The sequence below is a fragment of the Dyadobacter sp. CY261 genome (assembly GCF_021440085.1).
GTDB lineage: Bacteria > Bacteroidota > Bacteroidia > Cytophagales > Spirosomataceae > Dyadobacter.
Map to the genome: position 1 here is coordinate 150830 of NZ_JAKCPW010000010.1, position 20833 is coordinate 171662.

Here is a 20833-nt window from a genome sequence, read left to right on the forward strand (position 1 = left end):
GCCAGAATGCTTAAAATGAAATACTTAGACCACCCAAAAACGACTTACTGCCGGGATACACGCTGTAATCGATCCCCTGGCCGAGCGTACTTTGCTCATTGCGGCTTACCTCGGGATCGAAACCCGTGTACTTCGTCCAGGTGAGCAGGTTTGCTGCCGAAACATACAATTTGATCTGGCTGGCGTGGATCTTGGAGGCAATGGCCTTAGGCAGGTTATAGCCCAGCGTCACGTTTTTCAGGCGGAGAAATGAAGCATCTTCCACGTAGCGGCTCGTGTTTACGGGTGCTGGGTCCTCGAATGCGCGCTGGATCACATTGGTCGGGTTAGTGGGCGTCCACCGCTCCAATGCGGTCACAGAAGCATTTTGCTGCCCGGTAAGGAGTTCAAGCTGCTGTTTGTTTTGGTTAAAAAGCTTGTTGCCGTAAGTGCCCTGGAAGAAAAAGCTCAGGTCAAAATTCAGATAGGACAATGTGTTGGTGATTCCGCCCTGGAACTTCGGCTGCGCGTTTCCAATGAGCGTGCGGTCGTCGGTCTGGGTGATTTTGCCGTCGCCGTTGACATCTACATAGCGCCGGTCGCCGGGCTTGGTTGTGGCGGGGTTAATGGTCGGAAGTTTGGCAATGTCGTCGCCGGTCTGGAACAAGCCATTGGTTTGGTAACCATAAAATGACCCCAGCGGCTGGCCTACCTGGGCGATGTTAGCACCGGAAATGATGTAGTCGGCACCGTCGCCGAGGGTGAGCACCTTGTTGCGGTTCACGGAGAATACAAAGTTGGTATTCCAGTTGAATGCGCCCGTGAAGTTTTCGGTATTAATGCCAAGTTCAATTCCCTTGTTTTCAACTGAGCCATAGTTCTGCAATGCCGTCGTCTGGCCGGTCGTGTAGGGGATCGGGACGTTCAGGAGCAGGTTTGTGGTTTTTTTGTAATAGGCATCAAACACGATATTGATGCGGTTTTTGTACAGCGAAAGGTCGATCCCGCCGTCGTACTGCGCGGTAGTTTCCCAGCCAAGATCCGGGTTGGAAATCCGGTTTGGGGCGAAACCAATGTAGGTTTGTCCCCCGAAGAAGTAGGTGTTAGAGCCCAATGTAGCCAGTGAAAGATACTGCCCGATCTCCTGGTTACCCGTTACCCCGGCGCTCAGGCGCAATTTCAGGTTACTGATCGTTTTGTAGTTGGACAGGAAATTTTCCTTCGAAATATTCCACGCAAAAGCCGCAGATGGGAAGTAACCCCACTTTTTGTCCTTACCAAAACGCGACGAGCCATCCGCACGGCCGCTAATGGTGAAAATGTATTTCTGATCGATCGAATAGTTGATCCGGCCCAGCCAGGAGTTCAGCGCCCACGCCGACGAGCCCGACGATGGCTGGCTGTATACCGAGCCGCTTCCGAGGTCATTGTATTCCAACTGGTCCGTTACGAATGCTTCCGAACCGGCAATGGCGCTTTCGGTTTCGAATGCCTGCTGGGTGTACCCTATCACGACATTCAGCGAATGGTTTTCACGAATCGTTTTAGAATAACTCAATGTATTCTCATTCAGCCATGTGGAGGAAAATTTCGTCCCCACAGACGCTTTACCCGTCGGGTTGGAATTCGCTCCCTGGTAAATGTCGGACGGCACGTAGCGGTTCTGCTTGTTGTTGATCACATCTGCTCCGAACGAAACCTTGCCGACGAGTCCGTCGAAAAAGGTGTATTCGCCGTACACATTCCCGAGCACGCGGTAGGTTTGGGTTTGGTTCACCTCTTTTTCCAAAGTCGCAATGGGGTTACCGAGCGGGGTTTCAAACTCGCTTTGATAGGTGTATTTTCCATTGGCATCATACACATTCACGGTCGGCGGCATGGAGAGCAATGCATTCACAACGCCGTTGTTGGCCACCTGCGCCGTGATTTTGCTGGCTGTCAGGTTCACGCCTACTTTGAATCTGGAAGAAAAGTCGCGGTCGAGATTGATCCGGCCGGAGTATCTTTCAAAATCCGTGTTACGCAACACGCCGTCCTGTTTGAAATAATTCCCTGAAATCGAATAGCGCGTGCGGTCGTCGCCACCCGTGAGCGACAGCTGATGGTTCTGGATCGGTGCCGAGCGGAATGCCTCGCTTTGCCAGTCCGTGCCCTCGCCCAGTGCATTCAGCTGGTCTTGTGTGTAGTACGGTGCTTTTCCGGAATTGACGCGGGCGTCGTTTTTGAGCAGTGCCCAATCCTTTGCGTTGGTCAAAACGTCTACTTTTTTCAGGACTTTCTGGGTGCCGTAATAGGCGTCGTAAGTCAATGTATTCTGGCCTGCCTTTCCTTTTTTAGTGGTGATGATCACCACCCCGTTTGCACCGCGCGAACCGTAAATGGCCGTCGCGGAAGCGTCTTTCAGCACTTCAATCGATTCAATGTCACTGGGGTTAAGGCTGGAAAGCGCATTGATGCTTGGCCCGGCTGTTACGCCTGCGCTCGCATCGGCATTGCTGTTGTAAACCGGAAAACCGTCAATCACGTACAATGGCTCGTTACCGCCCGTGATGGAGTTGCCCCCACGAATCCGAATACTCACAGCCGCGCCAGGCTGCCCCGACGTTTGCGTTACCTGCACACCCGCCGCAGCGCCTTGCAGTGCGCGGTCGAATGAACTAATAGGCTGTTTCAGGGCCAGTTGCGGCACCGACGAAACCGAGCCGGTAATGTCGCCTTTTTTCTGGGTACCATAGCCGATGACGACCACCTCGTCGAGCACGTTGGCTGTTTTGAGTACGATTTCGGCAGGCTCGCCGCTGAGTTCATAAATGTCGACTTCCTGCTGCTGGTAGCCGGTGAGGTTGACTTGTAAGGTAAACGGGAAATCGTCGGGTGCGGCAATGGAAAACTTTCCGTCCAGGTCGGTGGCGGCATAGCGCGCAGTTCCCTTCAACACGACCGTTGCACCGGGGATAGTTTGCCCGGAAGCGTCCTTCACCACGCCAGTGACGTTTTCCTGGGCATAGGAATTAGTAAAAAAGCCTGTCAGGAACAGAACCAAGTAAACGTACTTTCTCATTAACTGAATTTTGTGGGTTTAATGAATTTTAACTGAAATGGGCTTAGGCAATTGCAAAAATCAATACACAGGAATACCGGAAATGCCTGAACAGCACACCGACTCATGAACCTTATAGCATATACGCAACATGGCGCATACGTGAAACCCTGACCCTGTTTTTAAGCATTACAGGCCTTTGTAAAAGTACCGTCTGGAAATGGTGGTTATTTCCGGTCGACAGGTTTTCAATAAAATACTTAATCTATAAATTCGGTGGGCAAAGTAAATTTAACAATCCCAATAATGCAAGCATAGCCGTACATTATTGGGATTTTTTAAGGTTTATCAATGAGCAGGATACAATTAGTCGACTTTCGTTACTTTGACATCGGTGAAATGCCCAAGCGTTCCCGGCCCAATCCACAGCGCCACGTTCCCACGGAGGTCTTTGCCTTGTTTGAGGTCGTTCACGATTAAGGTCGGTTGTGCAGCGCCATTGACATACAATTTCGCCGTTTCATCCTTCACTTCTATTTTTATTTTCGTCCATTCGGCAGGCACCATATCGGCATAGGCCTCGTATTTCTCGGGTGTTTCCTTGCGAAGCTTTTCCCAGGGATAGCCGGGCTGAGACACATATTGCGTGGAGTGGTTCCGGCGCACCTGGTCGTTGGCGCGGCCATTGGTGGGCCTTATGTACAGTAGCTCCATTTTCGAAGTATCCGCCGCCACGCGGAATGCAATGCCGACAAACCCACGGGCACCTTCGCCCGCATTGGCCTGCGGCTGGCCGGAAATGGTGGCTTCGATCGTGCCGTTATGAAAATCGACTTCCTTTAAAACGGCAAATGTCTTTTCATTTTTCGGCGGCGTGGGCATTGTTAACGCAATGCCTGATTTGCCTTTGTAATCCGCGGCGGCTACCGTCACCTGATAGGGCGTCAAGGAAGCCGGTGTCAATGAAATGCCCTGCGCGAACGCTGCATTGGAGAACAGAGGAAGGGCGAGAGAAAGCCCGATTACAGTGGTTACTATTTTTTTCATGGCTTGTAAATGGATGAGTAGGGATGGTTACTAAATTCGTAACCATCCCAAAACTACTTATTTACCGGTATTTTTTCCGGCTGCTCGCTCTGCTCTTTTCTTAATGTGGCTATCGTCGGAAAGCATTCGCTGCACCTGAGCAGGCGGTGTGGGTCCGATTTTCTTTTTATACACTTCCAGGAAAGCGAGCAGTTCCTTCGCTTTTTCCGGGTTGGATTTCAAAAGGTTATTTTGCTCACCAATGTCTGTTTTGAGGTTAAAAAGCAATGTATCCGCGGCGGGAACTATCGTCACATTGCCTGTTTTCACATCCGCCTGAGGCAGGCGGATCTTCCAGTCGCCTTTGCGGTAGGCTTCGATAATTCCATTGGAATAATAGGCAAACTCGTCGCCCTTCCGCTTGCCCGTCCCGAACAGCACCGGACTGATGTCCTCTCCATCGAGTGGTTTCTTCGTTTGCGTTTTCTGGCTGCCGGTGAGGCTGATAATCGTCGGATACAAGTCCAGGTGTGAGGCCAGATCGTCGTAAACCGTCCCTGGCTTGATCTTGCCCGGCCAGTAAGCGACCGTGGGCACGCGCTGGCCGCCTTCGAAAGTAGTGCCCTTGCCTTGCCGCAATGGCCCGGCGGACCCGCCTTCGACATCGAAAATCAGCCACGGTCCATTATCGCTCGTGAATACGACCAGCGTATTTTGTTCCAAACCATTCTTTTTCAAAGCCTTCACCACTTCCCCGACGCTCCAATCCAGCTCTTCTATCACGTCACCGTACAAGCCGCGTTTCGATTTGCCTTCGAATTTCGGCGAGGCGTAAATCGGCACGTGGGGCATATTGTGGGTAATGTAGAGAAAAAACGGCTTGTCCTTGTTCTGGTCGATAAAGCGGACTGCCTCTTTGGTATAAGTCTGCGTAATGTATTTCTGATTCACTTTCAGGCTATCGACGTCGTTGCCGCGCAGGTAGGCCACGCCCATCATGTCGTTGCTGTACGGAATGCCGTAATATTCATCGAATCCATTTTGCAGGGGCAGGAATTGCCGGTGATGGCCGAGGTGCCATTTGCCAAAAATCGCCGTGCGGTAACCGTTGCCTTTCAAAGCCTCCGCAATGGTGACCTCTTCGGCGGGAATACCCGTGAAACTTTCCGGGAAAAACACGTGATCGATCCCCATCCTGCGCGGGTAACGGCCCGTGATGAGTGCGGCGCGGGTAGGACTGCAAACGGGCGAAGTCGAGTAAAATGAGGTCAGTTTGATCCCGTTCGTCGCCAGTCCGTCAATATTCGGCGTGCGAATGTCAGTAGCGCCGAAAGTTCCGATGTCACCGTAGCCAAGGTCGTCGGCCAGGATCACCACGATATTGGGCTTTCGCGGGGTTTGCGCCTGAATCGTCCAGGTGGCCAGCAACAGGGACACGCCCATTAAAATTCTTTTCATCGAGCGGTATTTTAGATTATTTCTCTTTTTGTAATAAACCCACTTTCCCCTGGTTCTCCTCGTGCTGGTCGATCACCAGCTGTTTCACTTTGCCGGTGAATGCAAAGGTACCGGGGTAATCTTTCGTAACAGGCGAATTCAAGTCTTTTCCAACGCTAAAACCATCGGAGGACGCGGACGCCAGGTATTTCGTCGCGCTCAATCCGGCCTGTTCGGCCGCCTTTTCGCCATTCACGAGCAAGGTTACCTTGTCGGCCGAAAATTCGATCCGAATGTCATTCCCACCGTCCTTCAATGCTTTGATCGACGTGAGCAAAACCGGTTTCAGGCCGTCGTTCAGCAGGTAATGCAATTTGTTTTGTTTGATAAAAAGGCTGCTTCCGCCCAGCAGACCGCCGTTGGCGAAAATGACGCCTTCCGCATTCTTTCCAGCCTCAATCTTGGCTGTTATATCCACCGGGCCTTTGCCGATATATACCCGCGTTTTAATCGTCGTACCTTCGTAAATCACCGTTTTGGAACGGATCGGGGGCGGTGCAAGGCCGGCCCGGAAGTTTTTCAGCGGATACACATTGTATTTTTCTGCCTCTTCGTCAAACAGCTTTTTCAACGCTTCCAGCTTCTCCGGATGCTTCGCGGCCAGGTCGGTGATCTCGTTCCAGTCTTCATTGATGTTGTAGAGCTCCCATTTGTCGCGCTTGAAATCGGCGATGAAGTTAATGTCGTTCGTCTGCTCGCCAAAAGTGTTGCGCGGATGGTAAACACTGGCTTTCCAGCCATCCTTGTACATAGCGCGACCGCCGTGCAGCTCGTAATATTGCTGCGTGTGCCGCGACGCCACCTGCGCATCATTGAACGAATAGGCCAGCGATGTGCCATGAAACGGCCATTGTTTGTAGCCATTGATTTCCGTCGGCACTTTCACGCCGGTCAGTTCAATGGTGGTAGGCAAAATATCGATCACATGCGCATACTGCGAACGAAGCCCGCCTTTTTCGGAAATGCCTTTGGGATAATGCACGATCAGCGTCGTGTGGGAAGCTCCTTCCGCATTCACATCGCTTTTCCAATAGCGGAATGGCGTGTTGGTAGCCTGCGACCAGCCCAATGGATAATTGGGATAACTATATTCGGTACCGAGCTTATCGTATTGGGATAGCAGGAATTTGATATCGTCCCCGGACGACTTTTCGGCCGTACCCGCAGTGCCGGTGTAGGTACCTTCCTTGCTGCCGCCATTATCGCCCACCACGAGAAAAATCGCCGTATTATCAAGCTGACCTATCTGTTGGAGATAATCCACTACCCTGCCCACTTCATAGTCGGTGTAAGAAAGGAAGCCTGCATAAACCTCCATGAACCTTGCATAAATCTTCTTTTCATCGGGTGAAAGCGAGTCCCAGGGCTTGATACCCGTTTGACGCGGTGGCAATTTCGTCCCTTTGGGTACGAGTCCGCCTTCCAGCTGCCGTTCGAAAACTTTCTCACGGTATTGGTCCCAGCCGCCGTCGAACTTGCCCTTGTACTTGTCGCTCCATTCGCGGGCGACGTGGTGCGGAGCATGTGCCGCACCGGTAGCGAGGTAGAGGAAAAACGGCTTTTCAGGATCTGCCGATTTCTGGTTGGCGATGTAGGAAATGGCCTTGTCGGACAACAGCTGGTTCAAATGCCTGGTATTCGGCTCAATGTCGATGGGCGAAGTTTCCTCCACCAGCTGCGGGTGCCACTGATCGGTAGCACCGCCCAGAAAACCATAGAAATGCTCGAAACCACGGCCCGTCGGGTAGCGGTTATACGGACCGGCAATCGTGAGGTCGCGCGGCTGGTTGCCGTGCCATTTACCCAACGCAAATGTATTGTAGCCGTTTTCTTTGAAAATTTCTGCCACCGTTCCCGCCTCGAACGGAATGTTGCCGTTATAACCCGGCGCGCCAATGCCCAGCTCGGCGTGGTGCCCCATGGCTACGCTGTGCGGATTCCTGCCCGTCAGCAGCGATGCACGCGTGGGACTGCATATGCCTGTCGTGTGGAAGTTGGTATAACGCAGGCCGTTCTTTCCCAATTTTTCAAAATTAGGCGTTTCAATCAGCCCGCCGAATGCCGAAGTGGCTCCAAAACCGACGTCGTCCAGCAGAATCCAGACGACATTCGGTGCGCCTTTTGGTGCTTTGGGTTGCTCCTGCCACCATTGCTCCGTTTCTTCGATCGTTTTCCCGATCTTTCCGCCGAACGGCTGAACGGGGTCGTGCTGGGCAAATGCCTGGTTGAAAACGGCAGCGCCAAGCAAAAGCATGCCCAGCCGCTGCCTGGTCAGGGCGGAGAGTAGTTGTTTCTTCATAAAATGGAATGGAAGTAAAAGAAGCAGGCACAACTTCCGCTGTGCCCGACTCAGGTGAACCTTATTTTACAGCCTGAAATCTTTCCAGTTTCTCTTTTTCTTCAGCCAGACGTTTTGCATCCGCTTTCAGGTAACCAAACTGGTGCAGGTCTTTGTCCGCATTAGCAGCCACCCAAAGCAGGAATTTCTTTGCCTCAGGGTTTGAATTATGTTTATCGATAGAAAAATGCAGGTTTTCTATCGGTACATTTTTAAGTTTTTCCGTTTCCAGCGTCGTTATCACCTGATCCAGGTTTTCCAGCGCTTTCTCTTCTTTCGAAACGCGGCCGTTACCATCCGTGTCCACCGGGATGATGGTCAGTCCGTCAAGTGGTTTACGCGTTTGGAGATCGTATGCCAATCCGGGCGTTGTGTAGGTAATGCCTGTTTCATCTTTCAAAAGCGCTTTGATCAGGTGCTCGTCCGCTCCGGCAATGGCTTTCCCCTTGATATTCTGCTGCTCATAACCGAAATATTTGGCAAAAGTTAGCGGCGCGCCGGCCTTTTGGAGGCGGGTATAAACCGTGTATGGCGTGGTCAGTCCTTTATCCTTTTCGGCATAAATATCGTGGAAGAAAATTTGCTTGTAAGACTTCTCATTCAAACCTTTATCGGCATATTCCTTCGCAAAGGCAGATTTTGCATTGGCCACCGGCAGCAATGCATAGCGACCGATCGAAATGTATTCGCGGGTCTCCTTCACCTCCTTATCCTGATTGTAGGCTTCGATGAGCAGGTCGTATTTCGCGGGGTCGGTGATGGTGCGCGTTTCGATCACGATCTGCGCCTTCGGGTTGGCCGCGGTGTATTCCTTGATCCATTTTTCAACCAGCGGATAAGCGAAGCGCACGCCGGTGATAATCACTTTGTTTTCATTCGTCTCTTGTGCAAATGCATGGGGGAAAGCGGTCAGGGCGAGGCCTGCTGCAAGAAAGATGGTCTTAATATTTTTCATGATGTTCATGTGATTGGAACCGCGGATCAGCAACCCACAGCATTAATAATAATTTGTAACAGGGTGAAAATCATATGCAGCGACAGCCGCTGCCATCAGGAACACTCAACAACAGCAACAGGGCGCAGATGCAGAAAACAAACGGAGAGAGCCCACCAAAGGCACAATGGTCACGTGCGAAGAATAAAGATCCATCGATTTCATATTAGAAAAAGATTGTGTTGACGATCCCGTTTGCTGGTGGCTAACAAACAAAATCTACTAAACTGATAGACAAAGTAAGTTTAAAGAAATTAAAATCGCAAGGGGTTGGGTTGAAATTCGTCGAAATTTGAGATAATGAAGGGATTACCAAACGACTCGCAAGCCTTCGGAGACGTATTTACGAATGTCTCTGTCTATACTAATGAGAGAACATTCCTGGTGAAGTGCCTGCCAGATTAACATACGATCGAACGGGTCCTTATGGTGCGTCGCCAAAAGTTTGTAGCAGGAGGAGCAGTGATCAATGGACAGTGGCAATATCCGGAAGTCAGCTTCTAAGGTTGCTAGTACAAAATCTTCCGGGGTACCTCCTTCCAAATCAAGTTTTTGAACAGAACGCTTGATTGCAATTTCCCAAAAACTCAGTGCGCTGACAACGATCTCGTTACTTCTGTCTTGCAATATGCTTCGTACATTGTCCGAGAGTTTGACTGATTTTGTAAGTGTCCAGATGAGTGTGTGCGTATCAAGCAGGTAGGTCATAAGCCAAGAAATTCTTCCTCCGTCATTTTGAAATCGTCTGCAAAAGTTACCGTCACTTTCCCTTCGAGAATTCCCAGTTTCCTTGGCCCGTTGCTTCTTGGGACCAGATCTCCGGGAACGAGGTACGCCTGAACCGTCTTCCCTTCCCCAAAAGTGACTCCTACCCTTTCTCCTTTTGCCAGTTCTAAAAGTACTGCCGGAGCATTTGCCTCGATTTGATCCGCGCTGATGGTCAACATATTGTAAGCTCTTTGATGTTTGACACAAATTACAATATTGCCTGCACAACTGCTAGCGCTGACTTGCCTTAACTCCCGACCGGCCGGGCTGCATTATCAAGCGTCTGGGGTTTGGACTTTCTTTTGCGCCATTTCCGGAAATCCTGCCAGATAGTCTCCGGGTACAAGTTCACACCATAGCTATAATAGAACCCGCTGAAACGCTTTCGGAGTTCGCCTGAGGAGAGGGCGTTCCGATAACCGACCTGGGTATTGAAACCGGCCCAGCGCAATGCGCGGTATTCGCCATATACTCCTACTTGCAGAGGGATAAAGTAGTCCTTCCGCGAGCCGGAAGTGATGCCGTCGAACAGGTCACGGAACCGGGTGCTTTCGTTGCCGATCCCGACTTCCAATGGTGTGGAAAGTACCCAGCGCTTGTTGCGGATCGCGGTGTGCCAGTATGCGAAATTCATGAAACGGACGTCGGTGGCAGTGTAGTAAGAGAGATTCAGTGTGTTGGAAAGTATCCTCCGCCAGTTGACAAGCCTTCGGGCGGCACCGTAGCCCAGCCAATAATAGCCCGCCGTAATGCGGTTTCGCTTTTCGCCGAAAGTAACGCCCGCATTGACGCCAAAAATATTGATATGCTTGCTTTGAATAAACGTGCCCCGCGTATCGAAGTTGAAGAATAACCTGGCCTTGGCGATCTGGACTTTGACGGTCGAGTCAGTTTGCGCAAATGCCGGACGCATTCCGGCGGCTAGCAGGGCTATCAGTAGCAGAACAATGAAGTTGTTAGGGCGCTTACGCGGTTTCCGGAAACCGTATTTCATCTTGATATTAACAAAACGGTACCTGTTTCGTCTATCGCGTGGCAGGACCGGCAGGGTTATCGCATTTATTAACGCAAAACCGGCCTAACTAATTTAGGGATTAAAGAAATTTAATGCAGGATGCTCAGTTTACGCGCTTCGTCAGCGCATTCAACTCACTATCGGTAGGTGTTGCCGAGGGCAAGCCGTCGGCGGGAATATCGATCTTTGCGACCCAAGCTATGGCATTTAGTACGAGCTTCCGAAAGTTGTCGTTCTGCCAGTTCTTATGCATATGTCCACCCGTAAAGCCAAATCCTCGGCCACTGTCTGGCCGTTCGAACGTCCAGGCGAGTGTTTGCATTTCCTTTCTGGTAATCACCGCTTCCCGCACTGCCTGGTTATTGGAATGGGTGCCATCGGGCTTGTCAAGAGTCGATTCTGGTGGGAGCGATTGCAAAATGGGGGTTACGCCTTTCATACCGGCTGGAAAACGCATGTGATAATACCATTCATCAGTAATATTGAACGGCTTCACACCACGTGCGACGGGATGATCGGGAAAGGCCGCGAAATGGGCCTCCCAAACTGGGTTCACCGACCAGTTGGTCTCAAAATACCCTCCTATCCATTTCAAAAACCGATCGCCAGGTGCACCAGCTGCCACTTCGAGGGCTAAATGAAGATAAACAAAGCCCACACCTTTGGCCGCCAGCTTATCCATTTTGGCTGCATGAACGAAAGTCAGATGGTCGTTACCGCCACCATCGAGGTAAAAAACGATAGCATCCGCATCGTCAAGCACCGATTCGTCCTGTGGCCAGCCATTATGTACTACCACGGCATTGGCAACAGGCATGCTGTCATTCAATGCTTTGGCTAGCAGGGTGCAGCCGCCATTGTGCTCATGCTCGCCTTTGCCATGGCTATCGGGCCCGGCGATAAAGACGATCTTCTTATTTTTTTGAGAACCTTTTGCGGCAGAGTTGTCCTGCGCTAATGCGGCGGAACAGAGCGTAAGGCATAATATAAAGGTGAATATCCTGTCCATCATCTCCCAGATTTAACTACCGGCCTCCATTGAGGCCGGTAAACAGGACTGGGCGGTATAAAAATCAGACCAATAAGCTACTTCATCGCCAGGCTAATCAGCTCGGCGGTGTTTTTTACATTGGCCTTTTTCATAATGCTGGCGCGCTGATTGGCGACGGTGTTGGAACTGATATCGAACTTCTCGGCGATATCCTTGCTGCTCATGCCTTCGGTAAGGCATTTGAGGATTTGCTGCTCACGGGGCGTGATGATTTTCCAGATAGATTTCTCCTGCGCCGTATCTTCCACCGGACGCGTATCGGGCACACGAGCGAGTTGTTTGAGCAGGTCTTTGATGATTACCGACGATGCGTAAGGCGGAAAATATAACTCACCTTTGGCAATAGCCCTGATGGCTTTAAGCATTTCGTCACGGCTGGTGTCCTTTTCCAGGTAACCCGAAGCGCCGCTCAATGCCGATGACAACACATAATCGGTATTGTTGTGCATGCTGAATACCAGAATTTTCACTGCGGGGAATACTGGTACAATCTGTTTGATCACATCCAGCCCCGGCATGCGCGGCATTGTGAGGTCCAGCAGAATCACATTCGGTTTTAGATTATCAACCATATCCCACACTTCATCACCGTCCGAAGCCTCGCCTACAATCAGCAAGTCATCTTCGTCTTCAAGCAGAGTGATAATACCCTGCCTCACTACCGAATGGTCATCTACAACTAAAATCCGAATGGGCATACGCGGTAAGATAATCAGCAATAAGTCATCATAAATCAACCTGAACGACCAATTTCGTACCGCTATCCACCTTGGAAATGATCTCTATTTGACCATTCAAAAGCTGGGTACGGGTCCTTATATTTTCCATCCCGTTGCGGGTCAGGAACTGGCCTTCTTCTGACTTCAAATTACTAATTAAAAATCCTTTTCCGTCATCGGCGATTTCCAAAACAATGCGATTCTTACTTTGTTCCAATTTAATCTTGATCTGATCCGCATTGGCGTGTTTGACGGCATTGTTCAATGCTTCCTGCGCAATACGGTACAATCCGATCTCCATCGGCCGGGCCATTGGAATGCGAGCACCCGTTTCGCCTTCAAACAGAATCCTGATCCCCGACACTTCAGCTGTTTGCTGGCATAGCAGCTTCAACGCCGACGCCAGCCCGAAATCGCTGAGGACGGACGGCATGAGATTGAATGATATCTGTCTGGTTGTCTGGATAATGTCCTGAATAAACACCACCAGCTGATCGAAGCGTTTCTGGTTTTTTTCGTCATGAAACTGCACTGCTTTCAACTTTTCCGCATGCAGCTTCAAGCCGGTGAGCATCTGACCGATGCCATCGTGTAATTCCAATGCAAACCGCTTCCGCTCTTCCTCCTGCCCCTCGATCAGCGCTCCTGCCCGGACGCGGTCTTCGGCCAGCTGCATTTCATATTTTTCCTCTTCCAGGCGCAGCAATTCCCGCTGCGTTTCCACGAGCTGGCTATTCGCTTCTTTCAACTTCTGATTAGAGAGCTGCAATGCGTCCTCCGATTCGGTCAGCATGCGCACCACACGTCGGGTTGTATTCACGACGGGCCTGAAAATCAGCAATCCTTCGGCAATCAGCACGAGGATCGTCATCAGATCGAGGATCCATTCGATGCGTTCTAGGTTTTCAAGCCTTTCGTAGCTTTCCTTATCGAACTGGAACACAATACGGTCCATCCGGTGCAGGAATTCCGGTTCGCTTTCCAGCACTTCGGCCAATGCCTGCTGCTTTTCCGAAATGCCGGAGCTGTCGTGGTGAATGATCCGTAAATTGGTGTAAATGCGGTTGAAAATGGGGGCGAGTTCGCGGAACATCGTGTCCAGCGGCGGGCTTTTCCATGTTACAACCCCCTGCCCCACCTGCAATTTTCTCGACACCAGGTTTTCGTTGCTATTCTTCCAAAGTTGCAGCAGCGAATCAAAATCGACCGAGTCTTTGTGCGCTAGTCCGTTGATCCTGAGGATGGCCAATTTAGTAAGCCGCTGGCTGAGCATTCGCTGACGCCCGGCCACATTTACCACGCGACTATCGTGGTTGAGGTTCCGGATCGTGCGCCTGATCAGGAACAGCCCGCTCATGGTGAGCAAAGCCACCACACACAATGCCACCACGTAAAACCGCGTCAGGCTGCCCGCCACGCGCTTGTCTAGTCTTTCCATTTGCTAAGCGCAGGCGCTAAAACCCCTCGTTAATGATCGGTCGGTAACCGGATGGCGGCGGGAACTTTGCCCGCAACCACTTTACAGGGCCACGTAAACGCGGTTCTCTTTCACCATCACGGGGAAAGTGTTGATCCGGTACTCGTCGTCGTTCAGGCACTGTCCGGTTTGCAATGAAAAGGTTTTTTTATGAAAAGGACAAGCTACTTTCGGTTCTTCGTTCTGGCTGCCGATCATTCCACGCGCAATGGCCATCTGCTGGCGGTGCGGGCATTGGTTGTCGGTGGCATACCATTCGCCTCTTCTGGCAAAGTTGAAGATCGCGATTTGTTTCCCGCTGATGAATGCACAACCGCCGCCATTTTCGGGGATATCGTCGACGGAACACGCCATGTGCCAGGTTACTTTGTTGATTGTTTCCATTTTTGAATGAGCCGCCGTGGGACGGGGAATGAGTGAATGAGTGAATGAATGAATGAATCAGTGAATGAGTCGCCGTGGAACGGGGAATAATGAATGAGCCGCCGTGGAACGGGGAATGAGTGAATCGCCGCCGCGGCATTGCCGGATCGCGATTATGCCCATTCCGTGGCCCGTTTTTGTTCTCGCATGCCTTCGAATGTGATGGTTGGGTCCTTGATCGGCGTGTTGACGAAATGGGTGAAACGTTTGCGGAGCTCGGGGCTTTCGACCACTTCGCGCCATTCGCATTTGTAGACGTCGATAAGGTTTTGCATATCGCGTTCGAGTTCTGCGCCGATGCCGAGCACGTCGTCTACGACCACTGCTTTGAGGTAGTTCATGCCGCCTTCCATTTTGTTCAGCCATGTGGCGGTGCGGGTGAGCGGGTCGGCGGTTTTAATGTAAAACATTAAAAAGCGGTCGATGAGTCGCAGGCAGGTTTCTTTGTCTACGTCGGTGGCGAGCAATTGTGCGTGCTGGGGCTTGGAGCCGCCATTACCGCATACAAACAGGTTCCAGCCTTTTTCGGTGGCGATAATGCCAAAATCCTTGCTTTGCGCCTCGGCGCATTCCCGCACGCAACCCGATACTGCGGATTTCAGCTTATGCGGCGAGCGCAGGCCTTTGTAGCGATCTTCCACTTCAATGGCGAACGATACCGAATCCTGCACCCCAAAACGGCACCAGGTAGAACCTACGCAGCTTTTTACCGTTCTCAATGACTTTCCATAAGCATGACCGCTTTCGAAACCGGCGTCGATCAACTCCTCCCAAATATCCGGCAGGTCGCCGAGGTGGGCACCAAACAAGTCGATGCGCTGGCCGCCGGTGATTTTGGTATACAAATTATATTTCTGCGCAACCTGACCGATCACGATCAGCTTCTCGGGAGTAATCTCACCGCCGGGAATCCGCGGCACGACGGAATAGGTCCCGCCTTTCTGGATGTTAGCCAAATACCGGTCGTTCGAATCCTGCGCCACGGCAAGGTCTTTGGTGAGTATATTTTCATTCCAAAGACTTGCCAGCAGTGAGGCTACCAGCGGTTTGCAAACTTCACAGCCATCGCCTTTACCATGGTGATCGAGCACGGCACCGTACGTTTTCAAGCCATTCATTTTCACGAGATCCAGCAGTTCCTGGCGCGAATAATCGAAATGCTCGCAGACTACATTGCGTACGTAAACCCCTTTTTCCTTCAACACGCCGCCGATGAGATCTTTCACCATCGGAATACACCCCCCGCAGCCTGTCCCAGCCTTGCAGCATTTTTTGAGTGCGTCAATGGTCGTGTGGCCGTTTTCGCCCACTTCATGGCAAATCATGCCTTTGGTGACCGCCTCGCACGAACAAATGAGTGCATCGTCGGGCAAGCTCATCACACCCGCACCCGCTTCTTCGCCGCCACGGGAGCCGAGGATGAGATCTTCGGAATCAGGCGGCAGAATGGTTTTGGCCTTGCAGGTTTGCAGCAGCATATTGTACTGCTCCGCCTCGCCGACGAGGATACCGCCAAGCAAAGTTTTGCCATCGGCACTTACGTTAATGCGCTTATAGACACCTTTCGCCTTGTTTTCGTAGCGGATGGTTTTGCAGGCCGGCTCTTCCACGAATGGGTCGCCAAAACTGGCCACGTCGGTGCCGATCAGTTTTAGTTTCGTCGACATGTCGTAGGGCAGAAACTCCTTTTCGCCACCTGTTAGCATGGTGGCAACGACGTCGGCCATTTCATAGCCCGGCGCAATGAGACCGTAAATCATATGATGCGCCAAGGCACATTCACCGATCGCGAAGATGAACGGATCGGAGGTTTGCAATTGGTTATTGACGACGATACCCCCTCTCGGGTGCGTTTCGAGGCCGGCGATTTTAGCGATTTCATCCCGCGGACGGATCCCGGCGGAAATGACGAGCATATCCACGTCCAGGAATGTGTTATCCCCGAATTGCATTCCTTCAATACAATCCCCACCTTTGATTTCCTGTGTGCTTTTGGACAAATGGATTTGTAGCCCGAGCGATTCCAGCTGGCTTTGCAGCATCCGCGAACCCGCGTCGTCGATCTGCCTGGGCATGAGGCGCGGGGCGAATTCCACCACGTGCGCTTCCTCCAAACCCAGGTCGAGCAGCGCTTTTGCCGCTTCCAATCCCAACAACCCGCCACCGAGCACGGCACCTTTTCTGGCTTTTTTGGCATACGACTGGATCAATTCCAGGTCCTCGATCGTGCGGTACACAAATACCCCGTCTTTTTCTACACCAGGAATGGAGGGAACAAATGCGCCCGAACCGGTCGCCATTACCAAATAGTCATAATATACTATATGTCCATGGTGCGAACGTACCAGTTTTTCCTCCCGGTCGATATCCACCACCGGATCGGACAAGAATAGTCGTATGCCATTTTCTGCATACCACCCTGCTCCGGCCATGGAAAGGTCGTCCGCCGACTTGCCTGCGAAAAATTCACTCAAATGTACTCTGTCATAGGCTGCACGCGGCTCTTCTCCAAAGACTGTAATAGCGAATTGTTGTCCGTCTTTTTTTCTGGACAGGAGCTTTTCACAGAATTTGTAGCCCACCATTCCATTGCCTACAACTACGATCCGGGTGTCTGATACGGTTTTCATAGTAAATAATAACTATTAATTTGTGAAAACAGAATTATTTTGTTGTACTATTTCAATTTTTTGAGTGTGTTATCGTTTTTTCGATAAGTCAAAAGTAAATCGTGTTTTAGTTAATTCCTAATTTAATATTCGTATTTATGGTTAAAAACAAACATAATTTTTGGCAAAATGATTGTTTTATAAAATTTGACTAGTAAATTTGAACCAATAAATGTTATAGTTACAAAATACTATATATAGTACATTTCTAATATTCACTCTATTATATATAAGAGATGGAAGCGAAACTGACACTGGTAGGGGCCGGCCCTGGAGATAGCGAATTGATCACATTGAAAGGAATGCGGGCGCTTCAAAATGCCGATGTGGTGCTGTATGACGAACTTGCGAATGCCGCGTTTCTGGAATTCGCACCGGCACATGCATTGAAAATGTATGTAGGCAAAAAAGTGGGTCAGCCTTCTTTCTCACAGGACGAGATCAATGGCCTTATCGTCCGCCTTGCCCGCAAACGCGGTCACGTGGTGCGGCTCAAAGGCGGCGACCCGTTCGTTTTCGGTCGCGGGCATGAGGAGATGGAATACGCGCTCGATCACGACATCCCCTGCGAAATGGTACCCGGCATTACCAGCAGCACAGCCGTCCCCGCTTCCCTCGCCATCCCCGTAACGCGCCGCGGTGTGAGCGAAAGCTTCTGGGTCATTACCGGCACCACACAACATGGCGAGCTTTCGGACGATATCAGGCTGGCTGCGCAGTCGAAAGCGACGGTGATTGTTCTGATGGGATTGAATAAACTGGAAGAGATTTGCGCATTATACAAACACTTCGGACGCGGCCATTTGCCTATGGCGGTAATCCAGAACGGCACCCGGCCCGATGAAAAAAGCGTGGTAGGACAGGTTTGGGAAATGCCACGGATGGTACGCGAAAGTGGTATCACCACCCCGGCCATTATGGTAATGGGCGAAGTAGTGGCCCTTAGCCCTGCCTATGCATTGGAATACCTGCAACACATGCAAATGGCTTTTTGAAAAGCTTTCACTCCAACCTAAACATAATCACGATGAGAAAAGCTGTTTACCTTCTTTTGCTGGCCATTACTAGTACCAGCCTGCTGGCCCCGACACGAACAATGGCCCAGTTTAGCCTTTCGGGACAATTACGGACCCGGACGGAACTGCTCGACGGACAAGGCACAATGCTTTCGAAAGGCGAAAAGCCTGCCTTCTTCACCTCCCAGCGCACCCGGCTCAACGCGGGTTATAAGGGTTATCGGACGCAGTTTTTCGTTGCTGTGCAGGATGTGCGGGTCTGGGGCCAGGACGCTTCGACCAACAACCGCATCACCAATTCGTCACTGAACGGCCTGATGCTGCATGAAGCATGGGGCGAAATAAGCCTGCTGGATACCAACCAAACCAAGCTAGGAAAAGAATTCGCATTGAAAATCGGACGCCAGGAACTGCTCTACGACGACAGCCGCTTGCTCGGCAACCTCGACTGGCTGCAACAGGCCAGACGCCATGACGCGGCGTTAATCAAATACGGGAATAATGGATTTACCGCGCATCTGGGTTTTGCGTATAACCAAAACCGTGAGCTCAAAACGGGCACCTTGTACGATGGCGTACCCGTAGGCTACACGGCCGGTACAAATGGGATCGGGACGATGTATAAGTCGCTGCAATTCCTGTATCTCGGCAAAAAACTAAGACAGGGAAATGCTTCATTCCTGGTGATAAAGGATGATTTTCAAAAATACACACTGGACACAGCGGGTGTGAAGAAACTGGCTAACGGCGTCCGGAGCAGGGTAACGATCGGACCTTATTGGCAGACTAAAATCGGTAAAAACTGGTCGCTCACAGCCAATGCTTTTTACCAAACCGGCAAAGACAAAGACGGTGCGTCGCTGAGCGCCTATATGTATTCTGTCCGGGGGTTGTATGCGATGAGCCCGGCATTTTCCATTGGCCCCGGCTTTGACTACACCTCGGGCACGACTTCCGGCTCGCGCAAAAACCACACATTTGACCCGCTTTACGGCACGCCACACAAGTTTTGGGGACAAATGGATTACTTCTACGCAGCCAATGGTTTCGGCAAAGGCGGGCTTTCGGATGTTTATATCAATACCACCATTAAAGCGTCCGAAAAGCTGTCGATCAACACCGACCTGCACCATTTTTCGAGCGCAGCGCAAGTACGGGTGTCAGACAACCAGAAACTGTCGTCCAGCTTCGGCGAAGAGCTCGACATCATTGCCAACTACAACCTGACCAAGACGATCAGCTTCCAGGGCGGTTACTGCACATTCCTTTCCACCAATAGCCTGGCTCAGGTGAAGGGTGTCAAAAACCCGCAGAAAATGTCAAACTGGGCTTATCTGATGATCAATATCAAACCCGATTTTTTGAAATAAGCATTCTGTTCTAACCATCAATTTCAAAACTCTTATTACTATGGAAACGACCAATAAGCCGCTTGAAAAGCTCAACGTACTCAATTTCAAGGGCGTGCAAATGCGCACCTTCCATCTGACGTGGATGGCGTTCTTCCTTTGTTTCTTCGGATGGTTTGGCCTGGCCCCGCTGATGACGGTCATTAAAACGGACCTCGGCCTCACCAAAGGACAAATCGGCAACATCATCATCGCTTCCGTAGCAGCAACGGTCGTGGCACGTATCGCCATCGGAAAGCTTTGCGACACGTGGGGACCGCGTAAAACTTATACGGCATTGCTGGCGATCTGCTCCATTCCGGTGATGAGCGTTGGCCTCGTGCATTCCTACGAAGGTTTTCTGCTCTTCCGCCTCGCGATCGGCGTGATCGGCGCATCATTTGTTGTCACCCAGTATCACACCTCCGTCATGTTCGACAAGAAGATCGTCGGAACGGCCAATGCGGTGGCTGGCGGCTGGGGTAACCTCGGCGGCGGGATCACCAACATGGTTATGCCATTGATCTTCGCCGGGTTCGTCGGCGCCGGTTATCTGCCCGAATCAGCCTGGCGGATCGCCATGATCATTCCCGGCGCAGCGCTGTTTCTATTCTCATTCGTTTACTACTTTTTCACCAAAGACACGCCTGCCGGCAACTTTGAAGACCTTGCAATCGCTAATCCAAAAGCTGTTAAGGCGAAAGGCACCTTGGGCATTGCTATGAAAGACCCGCGCACATGGGGGTTGTTTCTCGCCTATGGGGCCTGTTTTGGAATAGAAATCACTTTTGACAACGTAGCCGCATTGTATTTCTTCGAAAACTTCGATACCTCACTGGCAACGGCGGGAATCCTGGCTGGTACATTCGGTTTTATGAACATATTCGCCCGGGCAGTTGGCGGGATCGTGGCCGACAAGGTAGGTTACAAATATGGAATGCTGGGCAAAGGTCGCCTGCTGGCATTACTGCTCGTTCTGGAAGGCATCGGCATCGCATTGTTCGCGCAAAGCGGCAGCATCGTAGGCGCTGTGATTACGATGCTCTGCTTCGCGATGTTTTTGAAGATGGCCAATGGCGCTACTTATGCGATTGTTCCTTTTATCAATCAAAAAGCGATTGGTTCGGTCAGCGGGATTGTGGGTGCGGGTGGTAATGTAGGTGCGGTGCTCGCTGGATTTTTGTTTAAATCGAGCTCAATCACCTATTCGCAGGCATTTATGTACATCGGAGTGGCTATTGCTTGTGTTGCTGCAATAGTGGCACTGATCAATTTCGAAAAAACACAGGCAATCACAGCAGAGACCAGCAAACTGGAACCAATAGAAGCATAAAAAGATCCATAGAATAATTCCTAGAAAAGAGTCCATAAGAAGAATGGACGGATAGTGTGAAAGGAAAAAGAAAGATCAATCAAAGCATTTTAAATCAACA

The 20833-nt window shown here is 51.0% G+C and carries 16 protein-coding genes; 3 read left to right on the forward strand and 13 right to left on the reverse strand.

From position 1 onward, the window contains the following. Positions 1-10: 10 nt before the first annotated feature. From LZD49_RS25510 to nirB, 13 genes are all read right to left on the reverse strand, one after another. On the reverse strand, positions 11-3040 hold the full coding sequence (locus LZD49_RS25510) for a TonB-dependent receptor (protein WP_234670522.1): 3030 nt from the start codon (positions 3038-3040) through the stop codon (positions 11-13). 345 nt (positions 3041-3385) lie between these two features. Then, positions 3386-4066 carry a hypothetical protein gene (locus LZD49_RS25515; protein WP_234670523.1) on the reverse strand — a complete coding sequence of 227 codons (681 nt, stop codon included), beginning with the start codon at positions 4064-4066 and terminating at the stop codon, positions 3386-3388. 57 nt (positions 4067-4123) lie between these two features. Beyond that, on the reverse strand, positions 4124-5503 hold the full coding sequence (locus LZD49_RS25520) for a sulfatase (RefSeq protein WP_234670524.1): 1380 nt from the start codon (positions 5501-5503) through the stop codon (positions 4124-4126). A 16-nt stretch (positions 5504-5519) separates the two neighbouring features. Beyond that, a complete protein-coding gene (locus LZD49_RS25525) occupies positions 5520-7841 on the reverse strand; it encodes an arylsulfatase (RefSeq protein ID WP_234670525.1) in 2322 nt (773 codons plus the stop codon). A 61-nt stretch (positions 7842-7902) separates the two neighbouring features. Further along, complete coding sequence (locus LZD49_RS25530; protein ID WP_234670526.1) at positions 7903-8835, reverse strand: substrate-binding domain-containing protein; 933 nt, start codon at positions 8833-8835, stop codon at positions 7903-7905. A gap of 348 nt (positions 8836-9183) precedes the next feature. Continuing rightward, entirely contained in the window at positions 9184-9582 is a 399-nt protein-coding gene (locus LZD49_RS25535) for a type II toxin-antitoxin system VapC family toxin (RefSeq protein WP_234670527.1), read from the reverse strand. Further along, on the reverse strand, positions 9579-9821 hold the full coding sequence (locus LZD49_RS25540) for a type II toxin-antitoxin system Phd/YefM family antitoxin (RefSeq protein WP_234670528.1): 243 nt from the start codon (positions 9819-9821) through the stop codon (positions 9579-9581). Before LZD49_RS25540 ends, LZD49_RS25535 begins: the two co-directional genes overlap by 4 nt. A gap of 68 nt (positions 9822-9889) precedes the next feature. After that, on the reverse strand, positions 9890-10636 hold the full coding sequence (locus LZD49_RS25545; protein WP_234670529.1) for a hypothetical protein: 747 nt from the start codon (positions 10634-10636) through the stop codon (positions 9890-9892). 124 nt (positions 10637-10760) lie between these two features. After that, the gene (locus LZD49_RS25550; RefSeq protein ID WP_234670530.1) at positions 10761-11669 is read right to left on the reverse strand and encodes a ThuA domain-containing protein; all 909 of its coding nucleotides are present in this window, start codon (positions 11667-11669) and stop codon (positions 10761-10763) included. Between the two features lie 74 nt (positions 11670-11743). Next, on the reverse strand, positions 11744-12406 hold the full coding sequence (locus LZD49_RS25555) for a response regulator transcription factor (protein WP_234670531.1): 663 nt from the start codon (positions 12404-12406) through the stop codon (positions 11744-11746). A 28-nt stretch (positions 12407-12434) separates the two neighbouring features. After that, the gene (locus tag LZD49_RS25560; protein WP_234670532.1) at positions 12435-13865 is read right to left on the reverse strand and encodes an ATP-binding protein; all 1431 of its coding nucleotides are present in this window, start codon (positions 13863-13865) and stop codon (positions 12435-12437) included. An 81-nt stretch (positions 13866-13946) separates the two neighbouring features. After that, entirely contained in the window at positions 13947-14288 is a 342-nt protein-coding gene (gene nirD / locus LZD49_RS25565; protein WP_234670533.1) for a nitrite reductase small subunit NirD, read from the reverse strand. Positions 14289-14440: 152 nt separating this feature from the next. After that, a complete protein-coding gene (nirB, locus tag LZD49_RS25570) occupies positions 14441-16957 on the reverse strand; it encodes a nitrite reductase large subunit NirB (protein WP_234670534.1) in 2517 nt (838 codons plus the stop codon). Between the two features lie 275 nt (positions 16958-17232). On the opposite strand from nirB, the gene cobA reads away from it, so the two are divergent. The 3 genes from cobA to LZD49_RS25585 are packed head-to-tail and all read left to right on the forward strand — an operon-like array spanning position 17233 to position 20733. After that, positions 17233-17991 carry a uroporphyrinogen-III C-methyltransferase gene (gene cobA, locus LZD49_RS25575; protein WP_234670535.1) on the forward strand — a complete coding sequence of 253 codons (759 nt, stop codon included), beginning with the start codon at positions 17233-17235 and terminating at the stop codon, positions 17989-17991. 32 nt (positions 17992-18023) lie between these two features. Then, positions 18024-19382: an alginate export family protein gene (locus LZD49_RS25580; RefSeq protein WP_234670536.1), complete on the forward strand. Its 1359-nt coding sequence runs from the start codon at positions 18024-18026 to the stop codon at positions 19380-19382. A 40-nt stretch (positions 19383-19422) separates the two neighbouring features. After that, on the forward strand, positions 19423-20733 hold the full coding sequence (locus LZD49_RS25585) for an MFS transporter (RefSeq protein WP_234670537.1): 1311 nt from the start codon (positions 19423-19425) through the stop codon (positions 20731-20733). Positions 20734-20833 lie beyond the last annotated feature (100 nt).